The organism is Amycolatopsis sp. (assembly GCF_035546795.1).
Lineage (GTDB): Bacteria > Actinomycetota > Actinomycetes > Mycobacteriales > Pseudonocardiaceae > Amycolatopsis_E.
In genome coordinates this window covers 1-17,579 of record NZ_DASZWC010000022.1, presented here as the reverse complement: position 1 = coordinate 17,579, position 17,579 = coordinate 1, and the positions used below count along the sequence as shown (strand labels likewise).

Annotated in this window: 13 protein-coding genes; 8 read left to right on the top strand and 5 right to left on the bottom strand. The window is 70.0% G+C overall.

Features of this window, described 5'->3' with window-relative positions:
* Positions 1-1,674 precede the first annotated feature (1,674 nt).
* The 3 genes from VHD82_RS14890 to VHD82_RS14880 are packed head-to-tail and all read right to left on the bottom strand — an operon-like array spanning position 1,675 to position 5,268.
* Complete coding sequence (locus VHD82_RS14890) at positions 1,675-3,846, bottom strand: xanthine dehydrogenase family protein molybdopterin-binding subunit (protein ID WP_325702945.1); 2,172 nt, start codon at positions 3,844-3,846, stop codon at positions 1,675-1,677.
* Positions 3,846-4,805 carry a xanthine dehydrogenase family protein subunit M gene (locus tag VHD82_RS14885; protein WP_325702942.1) on the bottom strand — a complete coding sequence of 320 codons (960 nt, stop codon included), beginning with the start codon at positions 4,803-4,805 and terminating at the stop codon, positions 3,846-3,848. Before VHD82_RS14885 ends, VHD82_RS14890 begins: the two co-directional genes overlap by 1 nt.
* A complete protein-coding gene (locus VHD82_RS14880) occupies positions 4,792-5,268 on the bottom strand; it encodes a (2Fe-2S)-binding protein (RefSeq protein ID WP_325702939.1) in 477 nt (158 codons plus the stop codon). The genes VHD82_RS14885 and VHD82_RS14880 overlap by 14 nt, the downstream gene beginning before the upstream one ends.
* A 162-nt stretch (positions 5,269-5,430) precedes the next feature.
* Between VHD82_RS14880 and VHD82_RS14875 the strand changes: the two genes are divergently transcribed.
* Positions 5,431-6,000: a TetR/AcrR family transcriptional regulator gene (locus VHD82_RS14875; protein ID WP_325702936.1), complete on the top strand. Its 570-nt coding sequence runs from the start codon at positions 5,431-5,433 to the stop codon at positions 5,998-6,000.
* A gap of 78 nt (positions 6,001-6,078) precedes the next feature.
* Here VHD82_RS14875 and VHD82_RS14870 read toward each other — a convergent pair whose 3' ends face one another.
* Positions 6,079-6,723: a DUF7019 family protein gene (locus tag VHD82_RS14870; protein ID WP_325702933.1), complete on the bottom strand. Its 645-nt coding sequence runs from the start codon at positions 6,721-6,723 to the stop codon at positions 6,079-6,081.
* Between the two features lie 3 nt (positions 6,724-6,726).
* Here VHD82_RS14870 and VHD82_RS14865 point away from each other — a divergent pair, with 3 nt between their 5' ends.
* Positions 6,727-10,284: a protein kinase domain-containing protein gene (locus tag VHD82_RS14865; protein WP_325702930.1), complete on the top strand. Its 3,558-nt coding sequence runs from the start codon at positions 6,727-6,729 to the stop codon at positions 10,282-10,284.
* On the opposite strand, the gene VHD82_RS14860 is transcribed toward VHD82_RS14865, so the two are convergent.
* The gene (locus tag VHD82_RS14860; RefSeq protein ID WP_325702927.1) at positions 10,281-11,072 is read right to left on the bottom strand and encodes an alpha/beta hydrolase; all 792 of its coding nucleotides are present in this window, start codon (positions 11,070-11,072) and stop codon (positions 10,281-10,283) included. The two genes, VHD82_RS14865 and VHD82_RS14860, sit on opposite strands and share 4 nt — an antisense overlap.
* A 104-nt stretch (positions 11,073-11,176) precedes the next feature.
* Here VHD82_RS14860 and VHD82_RS14855 point away from each other — a divergent pair, with 104 nt between their 5' ends.
* From VHD82_RS14855 to VHD82_RS14830, 6 genes are all read left to right on the top strand, one after another.
* Positions 11,177-11,803: a DUF1345 domain-containing protein gene (locus tag VHD82_RS14855; protein ID WP_325702924.1), complete on the top strand. Its 627-nt coding sequence runs from the start codon at positions 11,177-11,179 to the stop codon at positions 11,801-11,803.
* Positions 11,804-12,264: 461 nt separating this feature from the next.
* Positions 12,265-13,125 (top strand): geranyl diphosphate 2-C-methyltransferase, encoded by an 861-nt coding sequence (locus tag VHD82_RS14850; RefSeq protein ID WP_325702921.1) that lies wholly within the window; start codon positions 12,265-12,267, stop codon positions 13,123-13,125.
* A 23-nt stretch (positions 13,126-13,148) separates the two neighbouring features.
* Complete coding sequence (locus VHD82_RS14845) at positions 13,149-14,249, top strand: family 2 encapsulin nanocompartment cargo protein terpene cyclase (RefSeq protein WP_325702918.1); 1,101 nt, start codon at positions 13,149-13,151, stop codon at positions 14,247-14,249.
* A 443-nt stretch (positions 14,250-14,692) separates the two neighbouring features.
* Positions 14,693-15,649, top strand: a complete 957-nt coding sequence (locus tag VHD82_RS14840) for an AraC family transcriptional regulator (protein WP_325702915.1) — start codon at positions 14,693-14,695, stop codon at positions 15,647-15,649.
* Positions 15,650-15,733: 84 nt separating this feature from the next.
* Positions 15,734-16,519, top strand: a complete 786-nt coding sequence (locus VHD82_RS14835; protein ID WP_325702912.1) for an enoyl-CoA hydratase/isomerase family protein — start codon at positions 15,734-15,736, stop codon at positions 16,517-16,519.
* The gene (locus VHD82_RS14830) at positions 16,516-17,505 is read left to right on the top strand and encodes a beta-ketoacyl-ACP synthase III (protein ID WP_325702909.1); all 990 of its coding nucleotides are present in this window, start codon (positions 16,516-16,518) and stop codon (positions 17,503-17,505) included. The genes VHD82_RS14835 and VHD82_RS14830 overlap by 4 nt, the downstream gene beginning before the upstream one ends.
* The last annotated feature ends 74 nt before the right edge of the window (positions 17,506-17,579 follow it).

Below are 17,579 nucleotides of genomic sequence, written 5' to 3'. Positions count from 1 at the left end.
TCGTGGTCCCGCTCCCCCGCATCCAGGGCACGCTCGATCCGCGCGCGGGCACTTGCCTCCTGCCCACTCGGCTATCTGAGTCGAGGGCACGCCCGCGGCCAGCCAGGTGGAAAACGCACGCGTGCCGCAAGTCATAAGGACGCTTCGCCAATACCGATTCGTATTCCGTCTTGGTCAGAGCCGTCGTCCGTGCGGGATCCCAGACGCGAGACCGTCGATTCCGCCAAATCAGCACCCGTAAGGCTCCGGAACAACCGGCCATCCGCCGCAGTCCCATACTTCTCCAGGCGTTCGTGGAGGATCGCCGGCAACGGCGGCGGACACAGGACCGGCCGCACCTCCCCTGTCCCCCGTTGCTTGAGCTGCCTCCGGTCGGGTCGGGCGCCATTGTCGGTCCACGCCGCTCCTGCGATCGGTGCGCTTGCGACAGAAGCAATTCGCCCCAACCCTCCTTCGGCAGAACGAGATCACCGCGCCCGAGCATCGCCGCCTCTTCCGGCCGGAGTGCGGCGTAGTGCTGCACCGCGAAATACGCCTTGAGACGCTTTCGGGAAGCTCATCCCGTGAGGGCCTTCCGGAAGCGTAGCCGTCGCAAGTGCGTCGGCGTTGCCAGACCGCGACTTGCCCGCCGCCCGAGTCCACTTGGGATCCACATAGTTCTGGGCGAACAAGAACCAGTCCTCTTCCCTCACTTCGCGCGCCACCGGCACGGGCAGTCCGTCCGCTCCGCGAAACGCCTCACCATTCCGCACGGCGGACAGAAGCCGGCCGACCGTCCGCCTTTCGCCGACTTCGTGACCCGCCCGCGGAGGCCCCAGATTCTGTAAGCGCGGCAAATACGAATCTCTCCATTCGGCGATTCGATACACCGAGGCGCGCGGGGCGGTAACGAGTTCGGTGTTTTCGGTTAGTCCTTCTCGGCGCTCGGCCAGCGGTCACCGAAGGTGTTCGCGAACGCGTTCAAAGCGGGTTCCCACCGCATCGTCCACCGTGCCTGCCCCTTGCCGGGGCCGATTCCGGTAGCGGTCCGACGGGGAGTTTTGGGCCGCGGTGCGGTCGGGCATGGTGGTCGCGGCGGCGTCGGTCCGAGTGTCGATCACGGTCTGCTGGCGATGGTTCCGGCATGTTGGCCGCGTGATGCCCGAACCTTATCCCGCTGGTATGCCCCTGCCGGGCGCGCGGCGTTTGTCGTTGCGGGAGAGGGAGGAGATCAGAAGCCGGGAACTCGGCAACGCTCAGTCCCATTCCCCTTCGGCACACACCTGCCGCACTTCTCGGACGATGCGGTGGCGCTCGAGAACGGCCTGCACAAAATGTTCGCCGAACGTCGTCAAGGGTTCTTCTTCAGCACGCCACCGGAAATCCGCGAGACCCCTGGCGGGGAAACTCGGGAACATCCTCGAGCTCACCGACGCACCGGAGGCCGCACGATATTTCCAGAGCCGATCCGCGTGGCCAGAGCAGCACCAGGGATGATTCGGTCCGACTCGCAACTTGCCGCGAGGAGTTCGCGGCGTTCAACTGCTTTCGCCGTCCCACAGCGACGCGCGGCAGGTGGGCCGCGGTCCGCTCAGGGACCGGCGCCGATCGCCCACCGCAGCCTGGTCAGTCCCCAGCGATCGTCCGGGAACGCTCTGCCTTCCGGTACGCCGGGCGGATCCGAGCACCCAGCCGTCAGTCCAGCAGGTCCTCGATCCTGATCGGGATGTGGCGGACGCGGATGCCGGTGGCGTTGTGGATCGCGTTCGCGATCGCGGCTGCCACGCCTACCGTGCCGATTTCGCCGAGGCCCCGGGCGCCGATGGCGTTGTGCAGCGTGTCCGGGTACTCGACGAAATGCACGTCGATGTCCGGGATATCGGCGTTGACCGGGAGCAGGTAACCCGCGAGATCGGCGTTCGCGAGGCGGCCGCTGGGCTCTACCTCGAAGCCCTCATGCAGTGCGGCCGACACGCCCCAGATCATGCCGCCCGTGAGCTGGCCGCGCGCGGCCTGGTCGTTGATCACCCGGCCGCCGTCGAAGACGCCGAGCATCCGCGACACCCGCGCCTCCCGCGTCAGGCGGTGCACCCGGACCTCGACGAACTGCGCGCCGAACGAGCTGAACGAGTGCTTCGTCAACTCCTCGCCGGGAGCCGACGACCCGACGGCCGTGAGGCTCGGCCTGCCCACCGCGCGCAGCACCTCGCCGAAGGTCATCGTCCGGCCGTCGCCGTGCACGCGGCCGTCCGCGTACGTGACTTCCTCGCCGGCGAACGGGGCACCGGGGGCCGAAGCCACGGCGAGTAGTTCGTCGATCACCTGCGCCGCACCGGCGAGGATCGCCGTGCCCGTGCTGGCCGTCGCGGTCGAACCCCCGGACATGCCGCCCGGCGGCAGCGCCGAGTCGCCGAGGCGTGGCGTGATCCGCTCGGGGGCGATGTCCAGCGATTCGGCCCCCACCAAGGAAAGCACGGTCAGCAGCCCCGTCCCGGGGTCCGCGCCACTGGTCTGGACATCGGCGGTGTCGTCCGCGTTCAGGGTGATCCCCACCGACGCGGGGAACCGCAGCGCGGGGAACATCGCCACGGCCATACCGGTGCCGACGAGCCAGTCGCCGTCGGTGCGTCCCTTCGGCGCGCGCCCGGCCCACCCGAAACGGTCCGCGCCGATGCGGAAACACTCGTCCAGGTGCTTGCTCGACCATTGCAGGTCCTTGCCCGGCGGTGCGAGCGAGTTGTTGCGCCGCCGCAGCTCGATCGGGTCCATACCCAGCGCTTCGGCCAGTTCGTCCATCGCGCTCTCCAGCGCGAACGAACCCGGCGCCTCCCCCGGCGCCCGCATGAACGTCGTCGGCGGGAGGTTCAGCGGCACGATCTTCTGACTGATCGCCAGGTTCGGCGTGGCATACCACTCGCGGGAGGTGCCGTGCGAAGTCGGCTCGATGAACGAGCGCCCGATGTCCGTGCTGCACCACGAATCGTGCCGCAGCGCAACGAGCGTGCCGTCCCGTTCCGCGCCCAGCGAGATCCGCTGCACCGTCGCCGCCCGGCCCGCCGTCGCCGTGAACACCTGCTCCCGGGTCAGCGACGCCTTCACCGGCCTGCCCAGCGCGCGCGACGCGGCGGCCGCCAGGAAAGCGGGTGCCGAAGTCCGGCCCTTGCCGCCGAACGCACCGCCGACGAACGGGTTCACCGCGTGCACCGCCGCCGGGTCCACCTCCATCGCCATGGCCAGTTCCAAGGCTTGCAGGTTCGAGCCCTGGTTTCCACTGTAGACAGTCAGTTCCCCGGACTCCCACACCGCGACGGCCGAATGCGGCTCCATCGGGGTGTGGTTCTGCGACGCCGTGCTGTAGGTCGCGTCGACGACCACGCGACTGGCCGCGAACGCGTCGTCGATGGACTCGACGCCGTCGGCGAGCACCGTGATCTCCGCCGGCGTGTCCATGTGCGCGGGCGCCGCGGCCTCGGCCGTGGCCAGGCCATCGGCCAGCGACGTCACCGCGGGGAGCCGGCGGTAGCCGACCTCGATCAGCATGGCGGCGTCCCGCGCCTGCTCGAAGGTCTCCGCCACGACGAACCCGATGGGCTGGCCGACATAGGTGACTTCCTTGTCACGCAAGGGAAGCCACGACTCGCCGAACATCGGCGTGGTCACCGTGCCCAGCGCCAGCGGGTCGAACGGCGAGTACACCCCGAGCACGCCCGGCGCGCTTTTCGCCGCGGTGACGTCCATGCTCTCGATCTCACCGTGCGCGATGGTGCTGACCACGACATAGCCGTAGACCATGTCCGGGAAGTTGTTGTCCACCCCGTATTTCGCGCTGCCGGTGACCTTCAGCGGCGCGTCCAGCCGTGCGGGCATCAGCGGCTCTCCTCGGTGACTTCGAGCAGGGCGCGGACGACCGTCCGCGGTAGCAGGGACAGCTTGAAACCGTTCTCCGCCAACGGTTTCGCGCCTTCGACGGCGATCGACGCCGCCTCGGCGAAGGACTCCTCCGTCGCGGGCTTGCCGCGCAGCGCCGCCTCGACGGCCGGCAGCCGCCAGGGCACGGTGGCCACGCCGCCGACCGCCACGCGGGCGTCGGCGACGAGCCCGTCGCGCACGTCGACGGCGACCGCGGCCGAGCAGAGCGCGAACTCGTACGACTGACGGTCGCGCACCTTCACATACGTCGAGCGCCCGGCCCAGTCCAGGCGCGGCACGACGACCTCCGTGATCAGTTCGCCGAGGCGCAGATCGTGCTCGGCCTCGGGGGTGCCGCCGGGAGTGCGGTAGAAATCGGTCAGCTTGACGGTGCGTTCACCGTCGGGCCCGGCGAGCCGGATCTCGGCGCCGAGCGCGACGAGGGCGACGGCCACGTCGCTCGGGTGCGTGGCGACGCACGAATCGCTCGTGCCGAGTACCGCGTGCATCCGGTTCGCGCCCGAGATCGCGGGACAGCCGCTGCCCGGATCGCGCCGGTTGCACGGCGTTGTCACGTCACGGAAGTACGTGCAGCGCGTGCGCTGCATCAGGTTGCCGCCGATGCTGGCCATCGTGCGCAGCTGCTGGGAAGCGCTGAGCAGCAGGGCGCGCGAGATCGCCGGGTACACGCCGGGATGCGCGGCGATGTCGGCCATCCGCTCCAGCGCGCCGATCCGCAGCCCGTCGGCGGTGTCGATCCCGTGCAGCGGCAGGCCGTTGATGTCGAGTACGTGCCGCGGCGTCAGCACGTTGAGCTTCATGAGGTCCACCAGTGTCGTGCCGCCGGCCAGGAAGGTACCGGCCGAGCCCAGCGCGTCGCCGACGGTCGCCGGTGCGGTCAGCTCAAACGGACGCATCGGCGCTCCTTGTTCTTCCGGAAGCCCGCACTGCTGCCTGTTTCACGGCCTTGACGATGTTCGGGTACGCCGAGCAGCGGCAGATGTTGCCGGACATGAACTCGCGGATGTCCTCGACGTCCTGCTCGACCGCGGCCACCGCCGACATGATCTGCCCCGGCGTGCAGAACCCGCACTGCAGGGCGTCCTGGTCGGCGAAGGCCTGCTGCACCGGGTGCAGACCATCCTTTGTAGACAATCCTTCCACGGTGGTGACCGGTTTGGTCACGGTGGCGGCGAGCGTGAGGCACGACAGCACGGGCTTGCCGCCGACGTGCACCGTGCACGCGCCGCACTGGCCGCGGTCGCAGCCCTTCTTGGGCCCGGTGATCCCGAGCCGCTCGCGCAACGCGTCCAGCAGCGTGACCCCGGGTTCGACGCTCAGGTTTTCGGTGGCGCCGTTCACTTCGAGTGAGATGTCCACTGATCTCTTCCCTGACAGCATGGGTGTGACGGGAGACCGAAGCGGATATTAATCCGCTCGAAATCGAAAGATATCGGATTACAATCCGCTTCGCAACGAACGCTACCCCCGGAGCGACTCCAGGTGGTTCAGCGCGGCAAGCCGCAACGGCGAGGAGGGACGATGACGACGGGTTCGGTCAGCTCACGGCGTGCCGACACCCGGCGCAACCACGAACGCATCCTCGCCGTGGCGGCGGAGCACCTCGCCGCGTCGGCCGAGGTGTCCTTCAATGCGATCGCGAAACGGGCCGGGGTCGGCGTCGGCACCGTGTACCGGCACTTCCCCACCCCGGCGGACCTCATCCTGGCCGTCTACGAGCGCGAAGTGCGGCACCTCGTCGACGTCGTGCCGGAACTGCTGGAGCGGCACGGCCCGGCCGGTGCCTTCCAGGCCTGGGCGACCGCTCATCTGGCGCCCTACATGATGACCAAAAGCGGCCTGGCGAAAGCACTTGCCGCGGCAACGGCACAGCGAGGGACGCTGCCGGCCGGCGCGGTGCAGTCCATCCGCGACGCGATGGACGCGCTGCTGCGCGCCAACACCGAAGCGGGCCTGGTGCGCCCCGGGGTGGACGCCGAGACGGTGATGCGCAGCCTGCTGGGCCTGCTTTACCTCGACCCGGACAGCGACTGGCAACGCCAGGCCACCGAACTGGCCGACCTCGTCTGGCGCGGCATTCGCGCCGGCTGAGCGCCCTGGGGACTGTTGGGGAAGTGGTTTGCGGGCGGTGCCGGTTGCTTGCCCACAGCAAGCGGTTCCGCCGCCTACCTAGTCGACGAGCGCGATGTAGACGGGCGAGCCGAGCAGCACGCGCTCATCCCGGAAATCGCCATGCAGCAAACGTTTCGCGACGAATTCGAGGTTCTGCGCCGGGCCCGTCAGCCGGTCCACGGCGCGGCTTACGGTGGCCGCCGCCGTCGCGTCCGCGAGGTCGAGGGGGTTGCCGGCCGCCGCGTCGACGACGATCTCGTCCTCCAGATCGGAGGCGAGTCCTTCCAGCATCGGCGGCAGGTTCGACCACGCCTGGCGCGGCTGCTCCGCGCCGGGCGGGGTGTCGAGGAGGTGCCGCCCGGACCCGCCCAGGCCCACGACGGTGTCGCCGGACCGGCCGCCGGCGAAGACGAGGGACTCCGCGTCCGGGAAACGGCCCCACTGCATCGGGAGCATCCCCCAGAAGAACTGTCCCGGCTCCTCGACGGACCCGAGGTCACCGTGGTCGTGCAGATGACGCACCACGCGCTCCAGCCGGGCCGTGCGATCGTGCACCGCGTGGTCCGCGGTCTCCTTGAAGGACAGCACCGGCAGTTTGAGGCCGAGCTCCGAGCGGCGTTTGCCGTCGAAACCCGGATCGATCTGCGGAAGCAGCATGTCGAGCTTGCTGTCGCTGATGTACAAGTAATACCGGAACGACACCACGTGATCGTAGGCGAGGGCAGGGTGGCAATGGGGGCGGCCTGGCGGATCGGCGACGAGGTCGAAGGGCTGTACCGGGTGAGCGCGGTGCATTCGCAGGGCGGCATGGGCGTGGTGTACCGGGTGCGGCACCTGGGCTGGGACGTCGATCTGGCGGTCAAAAGCCCGCGATCGGTGCTGTTCCGGCATCCGGCCGGGCGCGAGCAGTTCGTCGCGGAGGCGCAGACCTGGATCTCCCTCGGCCTGCATCCGCACCTGTGCAGCTGTTTCTACGTGCGCACGATCGACGGGGTGCCGCGGATCTTCGCGGAGTACGCCACGGGCGGCAGCCTCCGCGATCTGCTCGACGGCGGCGAGTTCTCCGGGCACTCGCTCGGTCCCCGGCTGGACCTGGCGATCCAGATGGCGTGGGGGCTCGAGCACGCGCATCAGCGCGGGGTCGTGCACCAGGACGTCAAACCGGCCAACGTCCTCCTCGGCGCGGACGGCACGGCGAAGATCACCGACTTCGGGTTGTCGAGGTCGCGCGCGATCCTGGCGGCCGGAGGCGCCGGCGACGCCAGCGTGGTGGTCACGGCGGGCGGGTTCACGCCGGCGTACGCGTCCCCGGAGCAGGTGTCCGGCCGCCCGCTCGGCCGCCGCACCGACGTGTGGAGTCACGCGGTCACGATCCTCGAAACGTTCACCGGCAAGGTCACCTGGGACCACGGCCCACAGGCACCCGCCGCGCTCGCCGGATTGCGGGGCGTGGTGCCGGATCAGCTCGCCGGGTTGCTGGGCAGGTGTTTACGGCACGATCCGTCGCGGCGCCCGGGCAGCATGGCCGAGATCGCCGACGAGCTCCGCGAGATCCACGAACGGGAAGTCGGTGCGTATCCCCGCACGATGCCGACCGAAGCGACGCTGCGGGCCGACGAACTCAACAACCGCGCGCTGTCCCAGCTCGACCTCGGCGACACCGCGCAGGCCGACTCCCTGTTCGCGGAGGCGCTGGCGATCGACCCGAACCACGTCGAGGCGACGTTCAACTCGATGACCCTTCGCTGGCGCCGTGCGGACGTCAGCGACGAATGGGCCGTCACGACCCTCGCCGTTGCGCGCGCCGGGGCGCCGGATCGCTGGGAGGGTGCGTACTTGCTCGGCCAGATGCATCTGGAACGGGGCGATCTCGACGCCGCCCTGCCGTTGCTGCGCGAAGCGGCCACCGCTGCCGACGATCCCGAAGCGGCGGCGTTGTTGCGCCTGGCCGAAGCCGGTGACGTCGCTACGGGAGAGGAAGAACGGCATCTGGACCCCGAGGGCGCGCTGGTTCCCGAGACCCGCTTGGACGGGCGCATGGCGGCGGCCGGCATCAGTGCGGACGGCCGTGTCGCGGCGGGCGCCCGGGTGGTGCGCCATCAGGTCCCGGAAACCGTCCGGACCTATCTGTTCGGGTACGAACGCCCGCCCGACGAGTATCTGCTGCATGTGTTCACCACGGCGCCGGAGGCGATGAAAACCCTTGTCCTGGAAGGAAACCCGGGGCAGGTCGACGTCAGCCCGGACGGCCGCTGGGTCGCCTCCGGGCAAAGCGGCTCCGTCGTGCTGTGGGACGTGGCAAGCGGGCAGCGCGTGCGAACCCTGCCCACGTACGCCGAGTATCTCCGGGCACTGCGGTTCAGCCCGGACGGACAAGCGCTGGCCGCCGCCCTCGACGACGGCGGGATCCTGGTGTGGGACACCGGTTCCGGCCGGAGCCGGGCACGACTGCCCGCGCCGCGCTACAGCGTCAGCTCCCTTGCTTTCTCCGCGGATCACTCGCTGCTCGCCTCCGCCGGCGGGGACGGCCGCGGTCTCCGGATCTGGGATCTGCGCACCGGCCTCTGTGGACAGACGATCGAGGGCCCGGACCGGGTGCGCACGGTCGAGCTCAGCGGTGACGGCCGGTTCGCCGTGGTGGCCGCCGATGACGGGGTGCGCGGCTGGGACCTGACCACCGGCGAGCCCCGGTTCTCGCTCGGCGAACGCGGGGTGAGCGCCCTCGCGCTGCATGACGACCTGGTGCTCACCGGTGACGACCGGGGCGACATCCGGCTGTGGCGGGCGTCGGACGGCCGTTGCCTGCGCACGTTCACCGGATTCCGCGACGAGGCTGCCCGGCTGCTGTTCCGGAACGAAACCCTCCGGACACCGTTGCGGATCGAGGCGAGCGGCCGGCGCGCGCATTCGATCAGCAACCGGTACATCGCCAGGTCCTGGGGCCTGCCGACCGGATACCAGGCTCCGCTCCGGCTGTGCCGCCCGCGTCCGCACGGCCGCGTGCAGGAACTCGCGGAGCGAGTGCGCGAACTGGTCGTCGCGGGCACGGCCGCCATCACCGAAGGCAGGCTCGGCCAGGCGCTGGCGAGTCTGTCCGAGGCCCGCACGGTGGCCGGCCACGAACGCGATTCCACCGTGGTCGACGCCTGGCGCCGGCTTTCCCTGCTCACGGAACGCACCGGCTTCCGCGCGGCGTGGCTGGGCCGGGTCGTCCAACTGCAGTCGCGGTCCGTGGCCATCACCGGTGACGGGCGGCACGCGCTGACCGGCTCCCCCGACCCCGGGATGATCCTCTGGGATCTCGATTCCGGCGAAATCGTCCAGCGGTACACCCAATCCGTGTATCCGGCCGCCGCCGACTCGGTCGACGTGAGCGCCGACGGGGCCCGCGCGCTGATGGCCGACGACCAGCGGAGGGTCCAGCTCTGGGATCTCCCCGGCGGCCAGTGTCTCGATGATCTCGGCGAACCCGTCTCCAGCCACATGTCGATCGCCATCGACCGGGCCGGCCGCAGGGCAGTGCTCGAAAGAGGCGACGGCGTGCTGCGCCTGTGGGATCTGGAGCGGCGCCGCCAGCTGCGGACCTTCCGCGGTCCGGTACGCATCGCCCACTTCGCCGAGGGACTGCCGCGCCCGGAATACGAACAGGTCAACGGGGTCGCGATGAGCCTGGACGGCCGGGTGGTCGTGGCGGCGCTGCAGTACTCCGGGGTGATCTACTGGCGCCACAGGCGAAAACGCAAGCTGGACGGCCACGACGGCCGCGTCGACGTCGCACGGGTGAGCGCCGACGGCAGGTCGATCCTGACCGGTGGCTGGGACGCGACCGTGCGGTACTGGGACGTCGCCACCGGGAAATGCCGGCACGTCCTGACCGGCCATACCCACCCCGTGATCGGCCTCGACCTCACCGCCGACGGCCGGTTCGCCTTCTCCGCCGGCATGGACGACACCGTGCGGATCTGGGACCTGGCCGGGGGGCGGTGCGTGCAGACGCTGGAAGGGATCACCGGGGTGGCGGCGGTGCGCGTCGCCGAAGACGGGAGCCGCGCGGTTTCCGTTGGCACAGACGGTTTCCTGCGGGTCTGGGAACTCGACTGGGAACTGACCGTCCGCGAACCCGCCGACTGGGACGAACGCGCCCGGCCGTACCTGGACCAGTTGCGCCGAGACGACAGCACGGACGAGCTGGTGGTGCGGCTCCAGCGCGCGGGCCTCGGCTGGATTCGCCCGGAATCCCTTCAGCGGCGACGTAAACGCTAGCCCGCGAGGTGTCGTCCGAACCACGTGGTGAGCCCGGCGTCCACCTCCCGGGCCAGTGGCAGCTGTGGCGCGGGATCGAGGCCGGGCTCGTCGGCGAGGGGGTGTGCCAGGCCGGGGATGGACAGGAGCCCGGCCCGCTCTCCCAAAGCATCGGCGAGCTCGAGCGCGTCGGCACGCAAGGACGCGTGATCCAGCTCGCCACTGACGACCAGCAACGGCGCGCGCCCGGCGATCGCGCCTGCCTTGGCCAGGAAGTCCAGGCTGTCGACGGCTTTCCCGGATTCGGCGTCATACGGGTAGTCGCCGGGGAACAGGCCGACGACCGACCGCATCCGGATCGCGGCGTTGACGATGGCGCCGGCGAAGACCGGAATCGTGGTGTCGGCCAGGATCCGCAGCGCGACGGCCCCGCCGAGCGACCCGCCGAGTACGCCGATCGGGCCGTCGCCGACCGGCAGTTGCGCCCGGACCGACGCCAGCGCGGCGGGGAACTCGTCCGCCGCCTGCTGGACGAACGGGTACAGATAGGACATCAGGACGTCCTTGCGCATCAACCGCTCGGCCGCGTCCATGCGCCCGTCGACCATGCGCGCCCCGCACATCGGCATCCCGAGATGCACCCGCCACGCGGGCAGGCCGTCCATCGGCAGCGCGGCGGCGAACGCGGCGTCCGATCTGGGCGCGTCCAGCATGTGCCAGGTGACGATCAGCGGTGCCGGACCGTCGCCGGGTGGTGGCAGGGCGGTGAAGGGCACGCCCGCGGCCGTGCCCCTGATCGGTGGGTACATGGGGCCACCGTAGGTCCGCGGCCGTGCGCCGGGAATCGGTTACGCCACCAGCGGAATCAGCGCGGCCGCGCCGGGCGCGGCGGGGCCGGTTACTGTGTGCGTCGATGAAGAAGTGGTTGACCTCGTCCGCGGTCACGCGGCTTTCCGTGGCGACGCTGGCCGGCGCCGTGGTCGGCGTGCTCACCGGCCTGTGCACCGACGTGCCGCTCGGCATCCTCGCCGGCATCGGCGCCAGCGAAACGTTTTTCGTGGTGACGGGGTGGGCGACGCTGTGGCCGATGGACGCGGCCGGCACGAGGAAGAACGGGCGCCGCGAGGATTTCCGGCCCGTCACCGAGGAAATCGCCGTGGTTTCGGTCGCGCTGTGCGGGCTGATCGGCATCGTGGTGCTGCTCCTGCTCGGCGAATCCGAGGCCGCGGCGGCGGTCGCGCTGGCCGGCGTCTCGATGGCCTGGGCCGCGCTGCACCTGGTGTACGCCGCGCGGTACGCGCACATCTACTACCTCGACGACGCCGGCGGGATCGACTTCAACTCCGACGAACCGCCGAGCTACCGGGACTTCCTGTACTTCAGCTACAACCTCGGCATGACCTACCAGGTCTCCGACACCGGCGTCTCGAGCTCGAAGATCCGCGCCGTGGTGCTCCGGCACACGCTGCTGTCCTATGTGTTCGGCACCGGCATCCTCGCCACCACCATCAATTTGGTGGCCGGCGCCGTGAGCCGCTGACCACTGCGAAAAACACCTGGGACACACCCGGCCCGCGCCCGGTTGCCCGGACCGGAGCAATTCGGGGTCACTCCGGAGGGCGCTTTACTGCCCCGTTGTGCGGCGCGGCCGAGGTCAACAGCCGGTAATTCGGGCGCAATACCATTTGCGGAAGAGCGGCCGGACGCGGTCCCATTTCGCCCGGTCGGCGCAGCGGAGCGTACCCGCCCCATCCCTCAGGCCGGCTCCGCATTGCCGCGACAGGCAAGATCGCTGCTCCGATCGGGTTGCCCGGCCTGACAAGGGGTCACTCCGGAACGCGCGGCTGGAATTGCGGCATCCGAGTGACACCGCCGATGACTCGAAAGAGTCCTTGTGCGCCCATTCCCAGTTGATATGTTTGTGCCGACGGCGCCGGAACGAACATCGAATTCGCGTTGTTTTCGCATTCTCCGAAAACGCACCAGGAAAGGAACACACCCGTGACGATCGCCCGTCCCGCCCCCGCCGAGGTTCTGCGCACCGAATACCAGAAGTCCGTGGCGTCGTACTGGAACAAGGAAGAAGACCCGGTGAACCTGCGCCTCGGCGAGGTGGACGGGCTCTTCCACCACCACTACGGGATCGGCGAGGTCGACCAGTCGGTGCTGGAAGGGCCGAAGGCCACCAGGGACGAGCGGATCATCGCGGAAATGCACCGGCTGGAGACCGCGCAGGCCGAGGTACTGCTCGACCATCTCGGTGACGTCTCCCCTGGCGACCGGCTGCTGGACGCGGGCTGCGGCCGGGGTGGCACCAGCATCATGGCCAACCAGCGGTTCGGCTGCCGGGTCGACGGGGTGTCGATCTCGCAGAAGCAGGTCGACTTCGCCAATGGCGAGGCGGCTTCGCGCGGGGTCGCCGGAAAGGTGCGCTACCACTTCCGCAACATGCTCGGCACCGGCTTCGAAACCGCGGCGTTCCGGGGCATCTGGAACAACGAGAGCACGATGTACGTGGACCTGTTCGACCTGTTCGCCGAGCACTCCCGGCAGCTGGAGTTCGGCGGCCGCTACGCCACCATCACCGGCTGCTACAACGACGTGACCGGCGGGCGGTCCAAGGCGGTCGCCCAGATCGACCAGCACTACACCTGCAACATCCACCCGCGCAGCGCCTACTTCAAGGCGATGACGGCGAACAGCCTGGTGCCCATCTCGGTCCTCGACCTGACCGCCCAGACCATCCCGTACTGGGAGCTGCGCGCCAAGTCCCCGGTGGCCACCGGCATCGAAGGTCCCTTCCTCGACGCCTACCGCGAGGGCAGCTTCCACTACCTGCTCATCGCCGCCGACCGCGTCTGACCTGTACCGCCTGGAGTGAAGCGATGACGGACCCACAAACTGCGCTGGCTCTGCTGGCGGGCCCGACCGGGCTCGGCACCTCCGCGGCACGGCTCGGCGCCAGGCTCGCCCAGTCCGAAGTGGACGATCCCGATCCGGCCTACGCGCAGCGGCCGTGGGGCGACGGCACCGCGCCGCCGTTGTACTGCCCGGTCACGGAACGGATCAACGAACCGCTCGCCGAGGACGTCGACCGGCGGCTGATCGTGTGGGCGGGCGAGTGCGGTTTCGACGACCAGGAGTCCGAGCAGCTGGGCAAGGCCGGGTTCGGGCGGCTGGTCATGCTCGCGCACCCGGACTGCGAGGACCCCGACCGGCTGCTGACCTCGGCGAAGCTCAACGCGGCGTGGTGGGCCGCCGACGACCTCTACTCCGACGACACCGCACTCGGCGCCGTCCCGGAGCAGCTGCCGCAGCGGCTGACGCTGGCGATGGCGGCGATGGACCCGGTGCCGCCCGCGGGCGAGTTCAGCCGCGAACTCGACGAGACGCTGCGCGGCGACCGGGTCCTCGTCGCGCTGCGCTCGGGCGTCGAGCATCTGCGGCGCTACGGCAGTCCCGCCCAGGTCCAGCGCGTGAACTACTCGACGTTCTCGATGTTCGTGTCCTGGACCGCCTACGCGGCCTGGCAGCACAACGACGAATCCCCGCCCGCGTGGGAATACCTCGCGGCCCGTCAGCACGACAGCTTCTACACCTCGATGACCCTCATCGACGTGCTCGGCGGTTACGAGCTGGCGGCCAACCTGTTCTACGAGCCACGCGTACGCCAGGCCGCCATTCAGGCCGGGACGGCGTCGGTGCTCGTGAACGACCTGCATTCGGTCGCGAAGGACCTGGCCGACGAGAACACGCCGGCCAACATGGTGCTGCAGGTCGCCGCCGACCGTAAGTGCTCGATCGAGGAAGCCACCGAGATCACCGTCGAACTGCACAACCAGCTGGTGCACGACTTCCAGGACGCCCACCGTAGCCTGCAATCCGTCGCCTCGCCCGAGCTCCAACGGTTCCTGCGCGGGTTGCGCGCGTGGATGGGCGGTGGTTTCGAATGGCATGCCACCAGCCCGCGCTACCGGAGTTCTTGAGTCAGGCCGCGATGCGAAGTTCGGGGCCGGCAGGGCACGCGGATCGATCTCGGCCCGCGCCTCCTGCCCGGCCAGGAAGGCTTCTTCTTCGTCGAGCATCGGCTGCACGATGCTGCGGAGAAGTTCCTCGTGTGAGGAGAAGATGGGTGCGCTCCCCCGCATCGAGGAACGGGCCACCAGCACGACCCGGCTGACTCCCTACCCGGAGGGCGCCCCGCCGGGCAAGACCGCGCCGCCGAACGGCGCGGCGGTTTCGTGACGCCCGGAATGACGTCCGGAAATCGATCTCCCGGCATTCCGTCGCGAGTCGGAATGCGGTTACCTCCCTCCGGACGATAACGCCGGCAAACATTCGTTGCTACGCTCGGATCGTCAATCGCCGTTTTCGTGCGAGGGTCATGGGCGACCTCTGATCAGCCAGTCCAGCACCGGTTGGGGGTCGCGTGGCTCTCGAGGCGTACGAACTCTTCCACGGCGGAGAAGCCGAACACGCGCGCGCGGTCGTCGGCCGTGTGCTGGGGCCGCACCGGGTCCGGCACACGACGCGGCTCGACGTCCGCGTGCGGTCGCGGCGGATGCGTGACGTCTCGGTCACCCAGCTCGGCTACGGCGGCGACGTCACTGTCGACTTCGGACAGTTGCGGTCGTTCTTCCTTGTCCAGGTACCGGTTTCCGGCCGGGCCCAGGTCCGCGCCGGCGAGCTGTCGGTGCGCTCGGAACCCGGGCTCGCCACGGTGCTTTCGCCGGACGTGCCCGGTAGCGTGCGCTGGTCGGCGGACTGTGTGCAGCTGATGGTCCGCATCGAGCGGACGGCGCTGCGGGCCCGGCTCGCCGGGATGATCGGCACCGCGCTGCACCGCGAACTCCGGTTCGAGCCGGCGATGGACGTCGGCTCCGGGTACGGGCACGGCTGGCTGCTCGCCCTGCACGCCATCGTGCACCAGCTGGACCGGCCCGGATCGCTGATCGAAAACGCGGCGATGGCCGAGGCTTTCGAGCAGGTGCTGATGAGCGCGCTGCTGACGGCGCAGCCCAGCAACTACAGCCACATCCTGCGCGGCGAAGCGCGGGCCGCGCCCTCGAAGGCGGTGGGCATCGCGCTGGACTGGATCGAGAGCCACCCCAAGGCCGGGCACACGACGGCCAGCCTCGCCCGCGCGGCCGGGGTCACCGAACGCGCGCTGCAACTCGGTTTCCGGAAACACCTGGACATGCGCCCGATGGAGTACCTGCGCGAAATCCGGCTGCAGCGGGTGCACGAGCAGCTCAAGACCGAGACCGCGGACGGCCGGACTGTGACGGAAATCGCGCTGGAATGGGGATTCGCGCACCAAGGTCATTTCGCGACGCGCTATCAGCGGCGTTTCGGGGAAAAGCCGTCGGAAACCTTGCGGCGCTGACCGCCGCGGGATGAAGCGCTTCGTTTCCGGGATTGTCCACGGGGCCAGTTCCCGGCGAGCCTGGAATGGACGAAGGGGCGGCGGATGAACGGAAAACGAGCCGGGGAAGTTCTGCTCCGGGCAACGGAAAACGTGGTCGGCGCGACGATCGACCGGCCGGCGGCGCGGAACGCGATCGACGGCGGTGTGATCGAAGGACTTGCCGCCGCGGTGGATCTCGCCGAGGAGACCGGGGCGAGGGTGCTCACCATCCGCGGCGCGGGCGGCACGTTCTGCGCCGGCGCGGATCTCGGCTGCCTGGAACGGATGCGGAGCGATCCGGCGCGGGTCGAGAAGTTCATGGCCGCGCTCGGCGAGGTGCTCGACCGCATCGAGGCCGCCCCGTTCGGCACCGTCGCCGTCGTCGAAGGCTTCGCGGTCGCGGGCGGCTGCGAACTCCTGCTCGCGTGCGACGTCGTCGTCGCCGCGACCACCGCGCGGATCGGTGACCGGCACGCCGAACTCGGCCTCGCCCCGGCGGCGGGCGGGTCGGTGCGGCTGGCGCGGCTGCCCAAGGCGCGGGCGAATTACCTGTTGCTCTCCGGCGAACTGCTCTCCGGCGAAGAAGCCGAGCACTGGGGGCTGGTGACGATGGCCGTCGCCCCGCAGGACGTCGAACTCGTCGCGGACGAAGTGGTCACGCGGCTCGCCGGGCGCAGCGGGCAGGCGTTGGCGGTGACCAAACGCATGCTCGCCGGCGCCAAGGCCGAAGCACTGCTACAGGAACGTGAACTGTTCGTCCGGCACGTGGGTTCGGCGGATGTCGGCGAGGGTCTCGCCGCGTTCCGCGAACGACGGCTGCCGGTCTTCGACGGAAAGGTCCGACCATGACCACAGCCATTCTCGGGACCGGTTCCTATCTCCCGGAGTCGGTGCTGACCAGCGCCGAACTGGGGACCCGGCTCGGTGTCGGAGAACAGTGGATCCTCGACAAGACCAGGATCGCCGAACGCCGGGTGGCGGCGCCCGGCGAAGCGACCTCCGACATGGCCGCGCACGCGGCCCGGCGGGCGCTGGAAGGCGCCGGGCTGGAGGCCGACGAGATCGATCTGCTGATCGTCGCCACCTCGACCCCGGACCAGCCGATGCCCGCGACCGCGTGCACGGTGCAGCGCAAGATCGGGGCCACCAGGGCGGCGGCGTTCGACGTGGACGCCGTCTGCTCGGGTTTCCTGTACGCGCTGGTGACCGCGCACGGGGTGCTGACGGCCGATCCCGAGGCCCGCAACGCGCTCGTCATCGGCGCGGACACCTACTCCAGCGTGCTGGACTACACCGACCGCCGGACGGCCGTGCTGTTCGGCGACGGTGCCGGCGCGGTCGTGCTCAGCAAGACCGACGGGCACGGGATCATGGCCACCACGCTCGGCTCCGACGGGACCCTGGACCACCTCGTCCGCATCCCCGGTGGCGGCAGCCGGCGGCCGGCGAGCGCGGAAACCCTTGCGGCGGGCGAACATTACTTCGCCATGCGCGGGCGGGAGGTGCGTGATCTCGCCGCCCGCGTGCTGCCCGACGTGATCGCCCGCGTGCTCAAGTCCACCGGACTGGAGCCCGCCGGCGTCGACCTGATCGTGCCGCACCAGGCCAACGGCGTGATGCTGCAGGAACTCGCCGACACGCTGGCGCTGCGGCCGGGGCAGCTGCACCTGACCGTCTCCCGGTACGGCAACACCGGCGCCGCCTCGGTGCCGGTCACCCTGGACGACGCCGTCCGAAGTGGACGGATCAGCCGGGACGACATCGTGGTGCTGGTGGCGTTCGGCGGCGGGATGACCTGGGGCGGGGCCGCGCTGCGCTGGACGGGCCGCGCATGAGCGAGCTCGCGAGCGAATCATCCGACACCATGCCGACCGACGTAGCGACACAGCCGCGGCTTGCCGCGTCCGAA